This window comes from Hydrogenophaga flava NBRC 102514 (genome assembly GCF_001571145.1).
Lineage (GTDB): Bacteria > Pseudomonadota > Gammaproteobacteria > Burkholderiales > Burkholderiaceae_C > Hydrogenophaga > Hydrogenophaga flava.
In genome coordinates this window covers 14,734-31,033 of the sequence record NZ_BCTF01000012.1, presented here as the reverse complement: position 1 = coordinate 31,033, position 16,300 = coordinate 14,734, and the positions used below count along the sequence as shown (strand labels likewise).

General features: G+C 66.7%; 13 protein-coding genes. 9 read left to right on the top strand and 4 right to left on the bottom strand.

Going from position 1 to position 16,300, the window contains the following annotated elements:
- Positions 1–95: 95 nt before the first annotated feature.
- Together HFL01S_RS11860 and HFL01S_RS11855 are read right to left on the bottom strand one after the other, a co-directional pair.
- Positions 96–689: a hypothetical protein gene (locus HFL01S_RS11860; RefSeq protein ID WP_066258639.1), complete on the bottom strand. Its 594-nt coding sequence runs from the start codon at positions 687–689 to the stop codon at positions 96–98.
- A gap of 200 nt (positions 690–889) precedes the next feature.
- Positions 890–1,399, bottom strand: coding sequence for an Lrp/AsnC family transcriptional regulator (locus tag HFL01S_RS11855; protein WP_066258636.1), 510 nt, complete (start codon positions 1,397–1,399; stop codon positions 890–892).
- A gap of 180 nt (positions 1,400–1,579) precedes the next feature.
- Here HFL01S_RS11855 and HFL01S_RS11850 point away from each other — a divergent pair, with 180 nt between their 5' ends.
- The 5 genes from HFL01S_RS11850 to HFL01S_RS11830 all read left to right on the top strand — a co-directional run bounded on the left by HFL01S_RS11850 (position 1,580) and on the right by HFL01S_RS11830 (position 11,021).
- The gene (locus tag HFL01S_RS11850) at positions 1,580–5,173 is read left to right on the top strand and encodes an indolepyruvate ferredoxin oxidoreductase family protein (RefSeq protein WP_066258635.1); all 3,594 of its coding nucleotides are present in this window, start codon (positions 1,580–1,582) and stop codon (positions 5,171–5,173) included.
- A 144-nt stretch (positions 5,174–5,317) separates the two neighbouring features.
- Positions 5,318–5,641, top strand: a complete 324-nt coding sequence (gene yajC, locus HFL01S_RS11845; RefSeq protein WP_066159282.1) for a preprotein translocase subunit YajC — start codon at positions 5,318–5,320, stop codon at positions 5,639–5,641.
- A 24-nt stretch (positions 5,642–5,665) separates the two neighbouring features.
- On the top strand, positions 5,666–7,546 hold the full coding sequence (gene secD, locus HFL01S_RS11840; protein ID WP_066258633.1) for a protein translocase subunit SecD: 1,881 nt from the start codon (positions 5,666–5,668) through the stop codon (positions 7,544–7,546).
- 14 nt (positions 7,547–7,560) lie between these two features.
- Positions 7,561–8,517: a protein translocase subunit SecF gene (gene secF, locus HFL01S_RS11835; RefSeq protein WP_066258631.1), complete on the top strand. Its 957-nt coding sequence runs from the start codon at positions 7,561–7,563 to the stop codon at positions 8,515–8,517.
- Positions 8,518–8,609: 92 nt separating this feature from the next.
- Positions 8,610–11,021, top strand: coding sequence for a DUF1631 family protein (locus tag HFL01S_RS11830; RefSeq protein ID WP_066258629.1), 2,412 nt, complete (start codon positions 8,610–8,612; stop codon positions 11,019–11,021).
- 1 nt (position 11,022) lies between these two features.
- On the opposite strand, the gene dprA is transcribed toward HFL01S_RS11830, so the two are convergent.
- Together dprA and HFL01S_RS11820 are read right to left on the bottom strand one after the other, a co-directional pair.
- Positions 11,023–12,117, bottom strand: a complete 1,095-nt coding sequence (gene dprA, locus HFL01S_RS11825; protein ID WP_066258627.1) for a DNA-processing protein DprA — start codon at positions 12,115–12,117, stop codon at positions 11,023–11,025.
- 9 nt (positions 12,118–12,126) lie between these two features.
- Positions 12,127–13,464 carry a LysM peptidoglycan-binding domain-containing protein gene (locus HFL01S_RS11820; RefSeq protein WP_066258626.1) on the bottom strand — a complete coding sequence of 446 codons (1,338 nt, stop codon included), beginning with the start codon at positions 13,462–13,464 and terminating at the stop codon, positions 12,127–12,129.
- A gap of 227 nt (positions 13,465–13,691) precedes the next feature.
- Between HFL01S_RS11820 and def the strand changes: the two genes are divergently transcribed.
- Genes def through HFL01S_RS11800 form a run of 4 tightly spaced genes read left to right on the top strand, consistent with a single transcriptional unit; the run spans position 13,692 to position 16,246 of the window.
- Positions 13,692–14,213 carry a peptide deformylase gene (gene def, locus HFL01S_RS11815; RefSeq protein WP_066258625.1) on the top strand — a complete coding sequence of 174 codons (522 nt, stop codon included), beginning with the start codon at positions 13,692–13,694 and terminating at the stop codon, positions 14,211–14,213.
- 5 nt (positions 14,214–14,218) lie between these two features.
- Positions 14,219–15,187 (top strand): methionyl-tRNA formyltransferase, encoded by a 969-nt coding sequence (gene fmt / locus HFL01S_RS11810; protein WP_066258623.1) that lies wholly within the window; start codon positions 14,219–14,221, stop codon positions 15,185–15,187.
- A complete protein-coding gene (locus HFL01S_RS11805; protein WP_066258622.1) occupies positions 15,187–15,924 on the top strand; it encodes an AzlC family ABC transporter permease in 738 nt (245 codons plus the stop codon). The genes fmt and HFL01S_RS11805 overlap by 1 nt, the downstream gene beginning before the upstream one ends.
- Positions 15,911–16,246, top strand: a complete 336-nt coding sequence (locus tag HFL01S_RS11800) for an AzlD domain-containing protein (protein WP_066258621.1) — start codon at positions 15,911–15,913, stop codon at positions 16,244–16,246. The genes HFL01S_RS11805 and HFL01S_RS11800 overlap by 14 nt, the downstream gene beginning before the upstream one ends.
- Positions 16,247–16,300 lie beyond the last annotated feature (54 nt).

Below are 16,300 nucleotides of genomic sequence, written 5' to 3'. Positions count from 1 at the left end.
GGCGGTATTGTGGGCCGCCACCGGCGCGGTGGAAACCGGGGGGCGTTCGACCACCGGCGCAGGCCGGCCGGCGGTCGGTCGGCGCGGGCGCCGGGTCAGGGCATGGCGGCGGTGTAGGTCACGCGGCCGTTGGTGGTGCCGTAGGTGCCCGGTGCGACTACGGCCGAGTTGGCGTAGCTGAAGGTCCAGTTGGCCGAGCGGTCGGTGATCTTGGTGCCCGACGAGAGGGTGACGTTGCTGGCCACGCCGGCGCCGGTCAGCGGGATGGCCGGGCTGGGCAAGGCCGCCAGGCTGGAGGTGGCCGTGATCTGCGACCAGGGAATGGTGTCGGCGGTGCCGTTGGTCAGGGCGCCGGTGGTGTTGGCGGTCAGGGTGATCTGGCCGTTGTTGCCCACCACGCGCACCGGCACCACGTTGCCGGTGATGGCGCCCGCAGCGGCGCCCGTGCCGATGGCCGAGGGGTTGCTGCTGTAGTCGAAGGTCACCGTGTCGATGGTGGAGTTGGCGGTCAGGCCGGCGGCGCCGGTGCCCACACCGAGGAACAGCACGCGCGGGACCACGATGCGGAAATCCAGACGGGCGTTGGCCGAGCCCGTGCCGACGGTGAGCTGCGACTCGGCCGAAGCGAGCAGGGGGGTGGCCAGGGCCAGGGCCAGGGCGGACTTGAGGATCAGGGAAGACTTGTTCACAACGTTTCCTTCTTCAGGGTTGCGCAGCGCCGATGAACACTTTCTGATGCCACCGTCCCGCTGCCGAGCAGGCCGCACTGTACGCAGCCGGCCCCCTGGGGCCAAGAGACAAGGCGGGAAAAAGTCACGCTTTTCAAAGACTTGGCGGCCATTGGCGACCCAACGGTCGAACACCGGCGACCAGCGGTATCAAAAAACGCTCAAGTTTTGCTGCGGTTCACCGAGCCAACACTTTGGTTCACAAGGTGCCCCAGTGGCAGCGCGCTGCTGGCCTTGACCTCGCCAAGCGAAAAGCTGGTGTGCAGATCTTTGACGTTGGGCAGGTGGATCAGCACTTCGCGCGCGAAGCGGCTGAACTCGGCCAGGTCGGGGCAGACCACCTGCAGCTCGAAGGTGCCCGAGCCGCTGATGTAGTGGCAGCTGACGATCTCCGGGATCTGCCGGATCGCCTTCTCCATCTGGCCCAGCGCGTCGCCGCTGTTGCGCTCGGCGTCCAGCCGCACGAAGGCCAGCACGCCCAGGCCGATCTTGTTGCGGTTGAGCTCGGCCCGGTAGCCGGTGATGAAGCCCGCCTCCTCCAGCGCCCGCACCCGGCGCCAGCAGGGCGCGGCCGACAGCCCGACCCGGTTGGCCAGTTCGGCGTTGGTCAGGCGGCCGTCGGCCTGCAGTTCGTTCAGGATGGCCAGGTCGAACTTGTCCAGTGTTTCCATGAATCCATATTTTGAGAAAGTTTCTTTCTTGAATATCGCAAAACTGGGCACGAAAAGCAAACACCTGTCGGCGGCCGGGCCATACACTGTGCGGCACGCTGGCACCAGCCTACCCGGCTGTCTGTTGGTCACCGATCCGCCCACAAGGCGGGCATTTCCACCCCTGCAGGAGACAACAAGATGAACGCCCCACTGCCCGAGCACATCCGCCGCGCGCTCGAAACCGTCACGCTGGACGACAAGTACGCCCTCGACCACGGCCCCGCCTTCATGAGTGGTGTCCAGGCCCTGGTGAAGCTGCCGATGCTGCAGCGCCAGCGCGATGCCATGGTCGGCAAGAACACCGCCGGCTTCGTCAGCGGCTACCGGGGCTCGCCGCTGGGCGGCTACGACCAGGCGCTGCAGAAGGCCGCGCCCTACCTGAAGCAGCAGAACGTGGTGTTCCAGCCCGGGGTCAACGAGGAGCTGGCGGCCACGGCCGTGTGGGGCACGCAGCAGCTGGGCTTCGCGCCCAAGGGCAGCAACAAGTTCGATGGCGTGTTCGGCATCTGGTACGGCAAGGGCCCGGGCGTGGACCGCTGCTCCGACGTGTTCAAGCACGCCAACATGGCCGGCACCACGCCCTGGGGCGGCGTGATCGCGGTGGCCGGTGACGACCATGTGGCCAAGAGCTCCACCGCCGCGCACCAGAGCGACCACATCTTCAAGGCCTGCGGCCTCCCGGTGTTCTTCCCGTCCACAGTGCAGGAGATCCTGGACCTCGGCCTGCACGCGTTTGCCATGAGCCGCTTCAGCGGCGTGTGGACCGGCATGAAGACGATCCAGGAAATCGTCGAGTCCAGCGCCACCGCCATGATCGACCCCGAGCGGGTGCAGATCGTCATCCCCGAGTTCGACATGCCGCCGGGTGGCGTGCACATCCGCTGGCCCGACGCGGCGCTGGACCAGGAGGCGCGGCTGTTCGACTACAAGTGGTACGCGGCGCTGGCCTATGTGCGCGCCAACAAGCTCAACCACAACGTGATCGCCGGCCCGCACGACCGCTTCGGCCTGATCGCCAGCGGCAAGGCCTTCAACGACACGCGCCAGGCCCTGCTGGACCTGGGCCTGGACGACGCCACCTGCCGTCAGCTGGGCATTCGCCTGCACAAGGTGGCCGTGGTGTGGCCGCTGGAGGCGGGCATCACGCGCGAGTTCGCGACCGGGCTGCGCGAGATCCTGGTGGTGGAAGAGAAGCGCCAGGTCATCGAATACCAGCTCAAGGAAGAGCTCTACAACTGGCGGCCGGACGTGCGTCCCAACGTGCTGGGCAAGTTCGACGAGGTTGAGGGCGACTACTCGGGCGGCGAATGGAGCCGGCCCAACCCCAGTGGCCACCAGCTGCTGCGCGCCAACGCCGACCTGAACCCGGCCCTCATCGCGCGCGCCATCGCGCGGCGCCTGAAGAAGCTGGGCATCCCCTCGGACATCGAGGCCCGCATCGACGCGCAGCTGGCCATCCTGGACGCGCAGGAGCGCTCGACCCAGACCCTGCTGGCCGGGGCTTCGGCCGACGCCAACCGCCAGCCCTGGTTCTGCTCGGGCTGCCCGCACAACACCTCGACCCGCGTGCCAGAAGGCTCGCGCGCCATGGCCGGCATCGGCTGCCACTTCATGACCATCTGGATGGACCGCGCCACCGTGGGCTTCACCCAGATGGGCGGCGAGGGCGTGCCCTGGGTCGGCCAGCAGCCCTTCAGCAGCGACCAGCACATGTTCGCCAATCTGGGCGACGGCACCTACTTCCACAGCGGCCTGCTGGCGGTGCGCCAGAGCATCGCCGCGGGCGTGAACATCACCTACAAGATCCTCTACAACGACGCGGTCGCCATGACCGGCGGCCAGCAGGTGGGCGAGCGGCCCGAGGGCCACTCGGTCGTGCAGATCGCGCAAAGCATGCGCGCCGAGGGTGCAGTGAAGATCACCATCGTCACCGACGAGCCGGAGAAGTACGCGTCCGTGCATGGACTGCCCAGCGGCATCGCGATCCAGCACCGCGACACGCTGGACGCGGTGCAGCGCGAGTTCCGCGAGATCAAGGGCACCACGGTCATCATCTACGACCAGACCTGCGCCACCGAAAAGCGCCGCCGCCGCAAGCGCGGCACCATGGCCGAGCCCGACAAGCGGGTGGTCATCAACGAGCTGGTCTGCGAGGGTTGCGGCGACTGCGGCGAGCAGAGCAACTGCCTTTCGGTGGAGCCGCTGGAGACCGAGTTCGGCCGCAAGCGCCGCATCAACCAGAGCAGCTGCAACAAGGACTTCTCCTGCGTCAAGGGCTTCTGCCCCAGCTTCGTCACCGTCAAGGGCGGGCAGCTGCGCAAGAAGGACAAGAAGGGTGCAGCCCTGGCCTGGTCCGGCGCCGAGCCGCCGCTGCCGCGCCTGCCCCAGCTGACCGAGGAGGCCTGGGGCATCGTGGTGGCCGGCGTGGGCGGCACGGGCGTCATCACCATCGGCCAGCTGCTGGGCATGGCCGCCCACATCGAAGGCAGAGGCATCGTCACGCAGGACGCGGCGGGCCTGGCGCAGAAGGGCGGTGCGACCTGGAGCCATGTGCTGATCGGTGCCAGCCAGGACCACATCCGCACGACGCGCGTGGGCACGGCCTCGGCCGATCTGGTGATCGGCTGCGACCCTCTGGTGGCCGCCAGCAAGGAGTCGCTGCAGCGCCTGCGCGCCGGCCGCAGCCACGTGGCCCTGAACACCAGCGCCACCCCCACGGCCGCGTTCGTGAAGAACCCGCAGTGGCAGAACCCCGCGCAGGCCTGCGTGGATTCGCTGGTCGCCGCGCTGGGCGACGCTGCGGTGGGCCGTTTCGACGCCGAAGCCGCCGCCACGCGCCTGATGGGCGACTCGATCTACACCAACCCCATGATGCTGGGCTACGCGTGGCAGAAGGGCTGGGTGCCGCTGGGCCAGGAGTCGCTGATGCGCGCGATCGAGCTCAATGCGGTGCAGGTGGAGAAGAACAAGCAGGCCTTCGAGTGGGGCCGCCGCGCGGCCCACGACCCGCAGGCCATGGCCGCGCTGCTGGCGCCGGCCACCCCGGCACAGGTGATCCAGTTCAAGAAGCGCGACACCGTCGAGGAGTTGGTGGCTCGCCGCGTGGACTTCCTGACCGCTTACCAGAACGCCGCCTACGCCAAGACCTACAAGGACTTCGTGGAGAAGGTGCGCCAGGCCGAGAGCCGCCTGGGCAAGACCTCGCTGACCGAGGCCGTGGCGCGCTACCTGTTCAAGCTGATGGCCTACAAGGACGAATACGAGGTGGCGCGCCTGCACACCGATCCGGCCTTCCGGGCGCAGATCGCCGAGCAGTTCGAGGGCGACTACCGCCTGCAGCTGCACCTGGCGCCACCGCTGTTCGCGAAGACGAACGACAAGGGCGAGCTCATCAAGCAGACCTATGGTCCCTGGATGCTCAAGGCCATGGCGGTGCTGGCCCGCCTCAAGGGCCTGCGCGGCACGGCGCTGGACGTTTTCGGCCGCACCGAGGAGCGCCGCACCGAGCGCGGGCTGATCGTGCAGTACCGCGCCGACATCGAGGATCTTCTGGCCGGCCTCAATGCGGACTCCCATGCCCTGTTGCTGGAGGTCGCGCGCCTGCCCGAGCAGATCCGCGGCTACGGCCACGTCAAGGCCCGGCACCTGGCGGCCGTGCTGACCCGGCGCGATCAGCTGCTGACCCAGTGGCGCGACAGCGCTGCTGGTGCGCCGCGCAGCCAGGTCGCCTGAGACTGCTCCCCGTCCGGCCAATCCCCCCGGTCGCCTGCCGGGGGAGGCCGCGACTTACAATGACCGGTTCCGCCGCAAGGCCCGGCTGGGTGCGCCCTCCGGGCCTTCGGTTTGTCCCCTGACCTTTTCGTTGGAGACCGTTCCGTGTTCATTTCCTCTGCTTACGCCCAGGCCGCCGCTGGCGCCGGTGACACCCAGAGCACCCTGATCAGCATGCTGCCCCTGGTGCTGATGTTCGTGGTGCTGTACTTCGTGATGATTCGGCCCCAGATGAAGCGCCAGAAAGAGCACAAGGCCATGATCGAAGCGCTGGCCAAGGGCGACGAGATCGTGACCGCCGGCGGTTTCCTGGGCAAGGTGTCCAAGATCGGCGAAACCTACATCGGCGTGGAACTCGCCGACGGCATGGAAGTCCAGATGCAGCGCACCGCGGTCGTCCAGGTGCTGCCCAAGGGAACCATCAAGTAACCAGCCGGCGCCGAAGGCCCTGACATGAACCGTTATCCGCTCTGGAAGTACCTGATCATCGCGGTCACGCTGGTGATCGGGGTGCTGTATTCGCTGCCCAACCTGTTCGGCGAATCGCCGGCGGTGCAGGTCTCGGCCGCCCGCTCCTCCGTCAAGGTCGACGAGACCACGCTGACGCGTGTGGAGCAGGCACTCGGGCGCGACAGCCTCGCGCCCACGCTGATCCAGCTGGAGGGCGGTTCGGTCAGGGCCCGTTTCGATTCCACCGACAACCAGCTCAAGGCCCGCGACGCCATCGAGCGCACGCTCAACCCCGATCCGGCCAACCCGGGTTTTGTGGTGGCACTGAACCTGGTGCCGCGCACTCCGGCCTGGCTGGCCGGGATCGGCGCGTCGCCGATGTACCTCGGCCTGGACCTGCGCGGTGGTGTGCACTTCATGCTGCAGGTCGACATGCCGGCGGCGCTGCAGCGCAAGGCAGATGTGCTGGCCACCGACCTGCGCACCGCACTGCGCGAGAAGAACGTGCGCCACGGGGGTATCCAGCGCAATGGGACGACCATCGAGCTGCGCGCCCGCGACGAGGCGACGGCCACGGCCATCGAAAACCTGATCGCCGACCAGTTCGCCGATCTGCAGGTGGTGCGCACGCCCGACGGCGCCGAATTCCGCCTCGCCGCCACGCTCAAGCCGCAGGCCGCGCTGGCGGTGCAGTCACAGGCGGTCAAGCAGAACATCACCACGCTGCACAACCGGATCAACGAACTCGGCGTGGCCGAGCCGGTGATCCAGCAGCAGGGTGCCGACCGCATCGTGGTGCAGCTGCCTGGCGTGCAGGACACGGCCAAGGCCAAGGACATCCTGGGCCGCACGGCGACCCTGGAGCTGCGCCTGGTGGACGAGAGCACGGAAGGTCTGGCGGCCGAGAGCGGTTCCGGCATGGTGCCCTTCGGTTCTGAGAAATACCTGGAGCGCAACGGTCGCCCGGTGATCGTCAAGCGCGATGTGCTACTCACTGGCGAGAACCTTACCGACGCGCAGGCCGGTTTCGACGACCAGCAGCAGCCGGCGGTTCACCTGACGCTTGACGGCAAGGGCGCGCGCATCTTCCGCGACGTGACACGCGAGAACATCAACAAGCGCATGGCCATCATCCTGTTCGAAAAGGGCAAGGGCGAGGTGGTGACGGCTCCGGTGATCCGCTCCGAGATCGGCGGCGGGCGCGTGCAGATCTCCGGCAGCATGACGACGGTCGAAGCCAACGACACCGCGCTGCTGCTGCGCGCTGGCTCTCTGGCCGCGCCGATGGAAATCATCGAAGAGCGCACGATCGGCCCGAGCCTGGGCAAGGAAAACATCGAACGGGGCTTTAACAGCGTGATCTGGGGCTTCGTGGTGATCGTGATCTTCATGTGCATCTACTACATGCTGTTCGGTGTGTTCTCCAGTCTGGCACTGGGCTTCAACCTCGTGCTGCTCGTGGCGGTGCTGTCGATGCTGCAGGCCACGCTGACTCTGCCGGGCATTGCGGCCATGGCCCTGGCGCTGGGTATGGCCATCGACGCCAACGTGCTGATCAACGAACGGGTACGCGAAGAACTGCGCAACGGCGCGTCGCCGCAGACGGCGATCAACATCGGTTACGACCACGCCTGGGGCACCATCCTGGATTCCAACGTCACGTCGTTGATCGCCGGCATCGCGCTGCTGATCTTTGGCTCAGGTCCGGTGCGCGGCTTCGCCGTGGTGCACTGCATCGGCATCCTGACCAGCATGTTCTCGGCTGTGGTGTTCTCGCGTGGCCTGGTCAACCTCTGGTATGGCCGGCAGAAGAAACTCAAGAGCGTGTCCATCGGCACGGTGTGGCGCCCCGAGGGTGGTAACGCGGTGGCCAAGGCCGACTGACCGGGAATACGAAGATGGAACTGTTTCGCATCCGCAACGACATCCCGTTCATGCGCCACGCGCTGGTGCTCAACGCGGTCTCGGCCATCACCTTTGTGCTGGCGGTGTTTTTTCTGGTCTCGCGCGGCCTGAACCTTTCGGTGGAATTCACCGGTGGCACCGTGATGGAGGTGGCCTACCAGCAGCCTGCCGATCTGGAGTCCGTCCGTTCAGTGATCGAGGGACTGGGCTACGCCGAGGTGCCGGTTCAGAACTTCGGCACCTCGCAGGACGTGCTGCTGCGACTGCCGGCCCGGGAGGGGCTCAGCTCCGGCCAGCAAAGCGAGGCGGTCATGGCCGCCCTGAAAGCGCAGGACCCCGCCGTTCAGTTGCGCCGCACCGAGTTTGTCGGTCCTCAGGTCGGCCAGGAACTGGTCGAGCACGGCCTGATGGCGCTGGGCCTGGTGATCGTGGGCATCATGATCTATCTGGCGGTGCGCTTCGAGTGGAAGTACGCGGTGTCGGCCATCATCGCCAACCTGCACGACGTGATCATCATCCTGGGCTTCTTCGCCTTCTTCCAGTGGGAGTTCTCGCTCGCGGTGCTGGCGGCTGTGCTGGCCGTGCTGGGCTATTCGGTCAACGAATCTGTTGTTATTTTTGATCGCATCCGTGAAACATTCCGCCGCCAGCGAAAAATGTCCACGGTCCAGATCATCGACCGCGCGATCACCTCGACCATCAGCCGGACCATCATCACCCACGGATCGACGCAGATCATGGTGATGTCCATGCTGCTGTTCGGTGGTCCCACGCTGCACTACTTCGCCATGGCACTGACCATCGGCATCCTGTTCGGCATCTATTCTTCCGTGTTCGTGGCCGCGGCCATCGCCATGTGGCTAGGCATCAAGCGCGAAGACCTGATCAAGACGTCCACCAAGCCCGCATCGGGCGATCCGGACGATCCGAACAGCGGCGCTGTGGTCTGAGCTTCAGGGGTCGGTCTGTGCTCTTGATCCGGGCGAAAAGCCCGGGTTGAAGAGAAATATGAGTGTTGTCTTTCGTGTCATACTGACTTCCTGTGGCAACCCCCGATCAGCATGTTTCGTCTCTGGCCAAGCAGGCGCGTGAACTCTTCGTGGTTCATGTGGGACGGGCCTTGCCCGAACTCGTCAAGGCGGCCGAAAACCGGTTGACGGCCATCCTGGACCAGGCGGGCCCGGTACGGGAAATGCAGGAGCGCCGCGATGCGTGGACCGCTTTCCAGAAGTCCCAGGGCATGTGGCTCAACCAGAGTCGCAAGGTCTTGCAGCGCACCCTGCTGCCACGCACCACCTCCCAGCACTCCGGACCTGCGCCTCTGACCGGCCGCCTGGAGTTGCTGGCCGAGGGGGCGATCGATGATCAGATCCTGGCCTCCCGCTTGGCCATGCGCGTGCTGGAGCAGGTGTCCACCGAACTCAACGAGTTGCGGCTGCGCATTCAGCACCTGGAAAAACGACAAGAGTTGCCAAGAGGCGACGTGCTGCTGCCGGATGTGGTGTGCCGCATTCTGGTGGACCAGTGGCTGGATGTGCAGATGACCCGTGAGGCCTGGACACTGGTGCAGGACGCCATATCGCCGGTGTTGGCGAAGTCGATGCTGGAAGCCTACAAGGCCGCCAACGAGTTTCTGGTGTCCAGCGGTGTGATGAAGGAGATCGACCTGCAGGCGCTGGTCAGGCGCGCGCCCGGCAGCCGGTCACCCGTGTCTCCCTCTGCCCGTGAGATGGCGCCGGAGACGCCTGCTGCCGGGACGGGCTGGGGGCGGGCGTCGGGGCAAGCCTCGGTGGGTGCTGGGGCGTTTTCCCATGGCGAGTCCGGCGGAGGTCTCGGCACCGGCGGTTCTGGAGGCAGTTCCTTTGCAGGAGCCCCTCCCACGGGTCGTGCCCCCTCGGGCATGGGCGTTCATGACGAAACCCGCATGATGACCCATTCGTCGCCGCTGGCGAGGGCCAGGATGAGGGCGCAGGGTGTTGTGGGCCGTCTGCGGCGCCTGCTGGCCGACAAGATCGGCGGTGACTTCGAAGCCACGCAGCTGCTGCCGTCATCTCCGCGGCTGCAGCAGGCCATGATGGACGTGGTCCCGATCCCGGTCCCGGATGTGGTCACCACCGGTTCTGGTGCTATCCGGTCGGCCATGCCTCCCATGGACCACTCGCATGTGGCCCAGGCGGCAACTGTCCTGCGCCAGCGCACGGTCGAGCTCAAGCAGGCGGCTTCCACACCTTCCGAAAAAGCCACCATCGAGGTGGTGGCCCTGATGTTCCAGAGCATCCTGGCAGAGGAGCGGATTCCTCCCAGCGTGCGGGTCTGGTTTGCGCGCTTGCAGATTCCCGTGTTGCGCGTGGCCTTGGCCGAACCCGAGTTCTTCAGTGCACTGCAGCACCCGGCTCGCCGACTCATCGATCGGATGGGGTCCTGCGTGCTGGGCTTCGAGTCCAATGTCAGCTCCGTGGCGCTGGAGGCGGAGATCAAGCGGGTGGTGCAGGTCATCGAGCAGTACCCCGAGACTGGTCGCCGAGTGTTCCAGCTGGTGCTGGACGAGTTCCAGAAGTTCTTGTCCACGTACCTCAGCGAGCAGGGCGGCGCCAGCCGCTTTGTCAGCGTTGCACAGCAGGTCGAGCAGAAGGAGACGCTGTCGGTGCAGTACACCATCGAGCTGCGCAAGCTGCTGGATGACATCACCGTGCGCGAAGAGGTGCGCGAGTTTCTGTTCAAGGTCTGGGTTGAGGTTCTGGCCGTCGCCAGCGTCAAGTACGGCGTCAAGCACGAAGAAACCGCCTCGCTCAAGCGAGTGGCATCCGACCTGCTCTGGGCGGCCAGCGCCAAACCCAACCGCAATGACCGGGCGCGCGTCATCCAGCAGTTGCCGGGTTTGCTGCAGCGGCTGCGCCAAGGCATGAGCCTGCTGGGGTATTCGCCCAGCACGCAGGATGGGCACATCAAGTCCGTGAGCGACACCCTGGCCGATGCCTTCATGTCGCGCACCGAGGCGATCTCGCAGGAAAGCCTGGACAAGTTGTCGGAGCGCCTGACGAATCTGGAGGACTACCTGCCCGACAGCGGCGTCGGCGACCTCGACCTGGACAACGAGAGCATCGAGATGATCACAGGGGTGGACGCCGCCAACATCGAAGTGATCCGACAGGGCGGCAGTCAGCCCACCGAGGCCATGAGGGCCTGGGCCCAGGAGCTGCAGATCGGTTCCTGGTTCGGTCTCGATCACAACGGCAAGCTCAACAGCGTGCAGTTTGCCTGGCGCAGCGAGCGGGGACAGCTGTACCTGTTCGTGACGAGCGTGGGCCGCTGCTTCCTGATCCAGGCCACGCGCGTGGCCGCCTACCTCCAGGCAGGCCTGCTGGTGCCCAGCGAGGACGAGGCGCTGACCGTGCGTGCGACCCGCGACGCATTGGCCAAACTCGACGCCAACCCCGAGCGACTGCTCGGCTGAGTCACACCTGGCCGGTGCGCTGGAACAGGCCGCCCTGCAGCCGTCCGATCTGCCCGTCCAGTTCCAGTTCCAGCAGGCGGGCCTGAAGGGTAGCCGTGTCCAGTCCGGTTCGGGCCTGAAGCGCATCCAGTCCGATGGGATCGAAGCCCATCGCGCGCAACAGACCGTCTTCGTCCGTGGGCAATGCCGGCTCTTGGTTCGGCCGAGATGGCTCTGACAGGTGCAGATCCTCAAGAATGTCCTGTGCCGATTCGACCAGTTTGGCACCTTGCCGGATCAGGGCATGGCAGCCCCGCGACTGCGGCGCATGGATCGAGCCGGGAATGGCAAACACCTCACGGCCTTGTTCCGCCGCCAATCGGGCGGTGATCAGCGATCCGGACCGCACTGCGGCTTCGACCACAAGGGTGCCCTGGCTCAGCCCGGCGATGATCCGGTTGCGCTGCGGGAAATTGGCTCCCAGCGGCGGTGTGCCCAGCAGGTATTCGCTGATGAGCGCGCCGGATGCCCCGATGCGACGGGCCAGTGCCGCGTGCCGCTGGGGGTAGACCGTGTCCAGCCCGGTGCCGACCACGGCGAGCGTCAGGCCGCCGCCTTCCAGCGCACCGGTGTGGGCGGCGCCATCGACGCCCAGGGCCAGGCCCGACACGACACACAGTCCCGATTCCGCCAGGCTGCGTGCGAACTGGCGCGCATTGGCTTCCCCCTGAGGGGTGGGGTTGCGACTGCCCACGACGGCCAGCTTCTGGGGATGGCTCAAGGCATCAAGCCGACCTTGCACATGCAGCAGCAGCGGTGGATCGGCCGTCTGCAGCAGGCTGGTGGGATAGCGCGGATCGGCCAGTGTGATGACATGCCGGTCGCTGTCCTCATCCAGCCAAGCCTGCAATCGGTCGATCGCCTCGGTGAGTCCTGCGGGCTCCAACTGCAGCGCACGCGCAATGCGGGCGCTGGTGACCGTCTCCCAGGCGCTGGGGCTGTGCTTCCAGATGTCGGCTGGCAGACCGAATGCCGCCAGCAGCCGCCGCGCCGTGTCGCGGCCAACGCCCGGAGTGAGCAGCAGCCTGAGCCAGGCGGCCCATTCGTCCCGCTCCATGGACCGGCGTCAGGGGTTGGAGAAGTGGTCGCCGACCTTGACTCCGTCGACGATGTCCAGCACCAGGGCGTAGGACACCTTGTCGAAGGTCTTGAAGACCAACATGAGCCCATTGGGCTCGCCGGGCAGACGGATCTGGGGGCGGCTTTCGTCGGTCTTGTCGATGCGGGTGCTGGAGTCGCGGATCAGGGCCAGCACATGGCCTTCTTCGACGCCATGGGTGCGGCCGCGGTTGATGGAGACCACCTGGTTCTGGGCGGCGTAGCGCACCGCATTGCCGTACACCGACACGATCTGGCCCGATGTGGGCTTGCCTGGGGCGCGCGGTACGTAGTTGGGGAACTCGCGCGGCGGCTCAGGAAGCAGCCGGTCGCCCACACGGATTTCCTCTTTGGCCTTGACGATGTCGATCGTGGCGGGGACGATCTCGCCGGTTGCCACGGGCTTGAGCGGGGCCTTTTCTTCAACCGGAACGCGGGCGAAGTTGTGCGTTGTGTTCTCGTACTGCGGTTTGAACGTGTCCTTTCCTTCCGGCTTCTTGGCCGACGCCGGCTCCTCGACATCGCGACGGGTTTCCGGGCGCACGATCTCTGCCTTGCCCACGTACTGCGCCTCGTAGGCCAGCACCTCGCCGGTGCCCGGGTCCTTCAGAGGCACGGCGTTGCGGAAGACTCGGTAGGTGATGGACTTGCCGGCCCCCAGGGTCAGGGCCTCTTCGGTGAGGTTGCCGACGTCACCGTACTGCCCCCGGGCGTAGGCGCGGTCGCCCAGGCTCAGCAGCACGCGATTCTCGGGGGTGGCCACGATGCGCGCTGCGCGCGTATAGGTGGCCTCATCGACGATCAGGGGCTCGGTCAGGAAGGCCTCGATGGCCTGCATGTTCACCGGCGGGATGGCCGATTCGGACAGGCTTTCGCTGCGCACGCGCGGTGACACACGCACGGTGGGCATGTCGCTGCCGTCGCCAGGCTTGCGGGTGCTCAGCCGGGCGCGGCCGCCGCTCTTGTCCAGGTACAGGACCTGGCCGGGATAGATGCGGTGGGGGTTCTTGATCTCCTCCATGTTCATGCCCCAGAGCTCCGGCCAGCGCCAGGGGCTCTTGAGGAAGATCTTGGAGATGGCCCAAAGGGTGTCGCCACGCTTGACCGTGTGGCTGTCTGGCGCACTGGGGGCCAGTTCCGACAGGGGCACGCCGGTTTGGGCCACCTGGTTGGCAGTGGCGCGCTGTTCGGCGGTGACCGGGAGATTTTGTGCCGAGGCGGCGCCGGCGAAGGTGGCGACGGCCACCAGGCAAGCAGAGGCGGGGCCTGTCAGGCGCAGGGCAGTCGGAAGGTATTTCAATCGCATGTGTGGGCCCCTGGGGCTGGCGAAAATTGGCGCGTCGGACTTGACAATTCGCATTTGATTTTGCGCCCAAGCCCTTGATTAGGCAATATTAATAGGTCCTGGCATCCACCCGGGAATGCAAAAGTGGCGAAAATAGCGACAAACCTCCTGACCCAGCGACGGCCCAGCGCGAATTGCCGCTGAGCTGCTTTCCCGGCGAATTTGGCCCGCCGGCCCATGGCATAGAAATGAACGCACCCGAACTGCTCCCCATCCTGCGGTATCCCGACCCGCGTCTGAACACCGTGGCCAAACCGGTGGGGGATGTGGACGACAGGGTGCGTGCACTCGCCGACCGCATGCTGGCCACCATGTACGAAGCCCATGGCATCGGGCTGGCGGCGACACAGGTGGACGTGCACGAGCGCCTGATCGTGATCGACGTCAGCGAATCGCGCGACCAGCCGATGGTGCTGATCAACCCGGTGATCGAGTGGGCCAGTCCTGAAATCCGCAAGGGCGAGGAGGGCTGTCTTTCCGTGCCCGGCATCTACGACGGTGTGGAGCGTTCACTGGCCATCCGCGTCAGCGCGCTGGACGAACACGGCAAAAGCCGGACGATCGAGGCCGAGGGCATGCTGGCGGTCTGCATCCAGCACGAGATGGACCACCTCATGGGCAAGGTGTTTGTGGAGTACCTCTCGCCGCTCAAGCGCAACCGGATCAAGAGCAAGCTGCTGAAATCCCAGCGCGAAGCGCAGCGCCCATGACACCCATGCGTGTGGTGTTTGCCGGCACGCCGGAATTTGCGCGCGTGGCGCTCGAGCGGCTGCATGCGGCCGGTTTCGCGGTGCCGCTGGTGCTGACGCAGCCCGACCGGCCCGCTGGCCGTGGGATGAAGCTGCAGGCCTCGCCGGTCAAGCAGTTTGCCCTGGCGCATGGCATCGAGGTGGCGCAGCCCCGCAGCCTGCGGCTGGACGGCAAGTTTCCCGAAGATGCCGCCGCAGCGCGCGAGGTCCTGCTGGCCGCGCGGCCCGATGTGATGGTGGTGGCTGCCTATGGTCTGATCCTGCCGCAGTGGGTGCTGGATCTGCCACGCCTGGGCTGCCTGAACATCCACGCTTCGCTGCTGCCGCGCTGGCGCGGTGCGGCGCCGATCCACCGGGCCATCGAGGCGGGCGATGCCGAGACCGGCGTGACCATCATGCAGATGGATGCGGGGCTGGATACTGGTGCCATGCTGCTGGCCGAGTCGCTGCCCATCGCCGCCGCCGACACCACCGGCGGCCTGCACGACCGTCTGGCCGACCTCGGGGGCCGGATGATTGTCGAGGCGCTGGAACTGGCCGCCTGCGGTGGCCTGCGGCCGATGCCGCAGCCGGCCGAGGGTGTGACCTACGCGGCCAAGATCGACAAGGCGGAGTCGCTGATCGACTGGCGCCGGCCGGCGGCAGAGATCGAGCGCCGGGCCCGGGCCTTCTCGCCCGCGCCCGGGCTGGCCACCGAGCTGGCCGGCGAGGCAGTCAAGGTGTGGCGGGTGGCGGTGGACAGCGCCGAAAGCGACATCCTGGCGCCCGGCCAGATCCTTTCCGCCGGAGCGCAGGGCATCCGCGTGGCTACCGGCGACGGCGTGCTCACCCTGCTGGAGCTGCAGCGCGCCGGTGGCAAGCGCCTGCCGGCCCGGGAGTTCCTGCAGGGCTTCGCGCTGGCCCCGGGACAGGTCTTCGGCGCGCAGACCGCCTGATGTTTTTCCTGGCCGAGCACCGCCGCCGACCGGAGTTCCGCGAGGGCATCACCGACCAGGGTTCGGTGGCCATGGGCATTGCGGCCTGGGGCCTGATGACGGGCGTGGCCATGGTGCAGTCGGGCATGTCGACGCTGGAAGCGCTGCTGATGACGCTGATCGTCTACGCTGGCAGCGCCCAGCTGGCTGCGGTGCCGATGATCGGTGCGGGTGCGCCGATGTGGGTGATCCTGGCGGCGGCGTTCTGCGTGAACCTGCGGTTTGTGGTGTTTTCCGCGCACCTGCGACCCTACCTGATGCACCTGCCGCGCTGGCAGCGTCTGGTCAGTGGCTACGTGACCGGCGACCTGAGCTACGTGTTTTTCGCCAAGCGCTACCCGCACCCTGGCCGCAGTGCCGAGGAGCTGGCGCAGCAGCAGGCCTACCTGATGGGCAACTGCGCGGTCAACTACCTGGCCTGGATGGTGGCGAGTGTGGCCGGCGTGCTGCTGGCCAACATGGTGCCGCTGTCCTGGGGGCTGGGGTTCGCCGGCATCCTGGCGCTGCTGGGTGTGTTGTGTTCGCTGGCCACGTCCCGGCTGCGCGTGGTCTCGGCCGGCGTGGCGGCGACGGCGGCGGTGGCTGCCTGGGCGTTGCCGCTGCGGCTGAACATCCTGGTGGCGATCGCGAGTGCGGTGGCCATCTGCCTGGTGATCGAACACACGAGGGCATCGGAGACTGGACATGCCGGACATTGACCTGCACACCGTGCTGACCATCGTTGCGCTGGGCGTGGTCACGGTGATCACGCGCGGCTTCTTTCTCATCTCCGACCGGCCCTGGACCCTGCCCCACTGGGCCCAGCGCGGCCTGCAGTACGCGCCGATTGCCGCGCTCTCGGCCGTGGTGCTGCCCGAAATCGTGATGAGCCAGGGGCAGCTGGTGCAGACTTGGATGGATGCGCGGCTGTTTGCCGCGGTGGTGGGCGCAGCCTATTTTTTCTGGCGCAAGGGCGTGCTGGGCACCATCGTCTCCGGCATGGCGGTCTACCTGCCGCTGCACATCGGTCTGGGCTGGTGAGGCGGTGAGTGGGACAATCGGGAGCGTCGGCTGAAACCAACCTTAAGGCCTGCT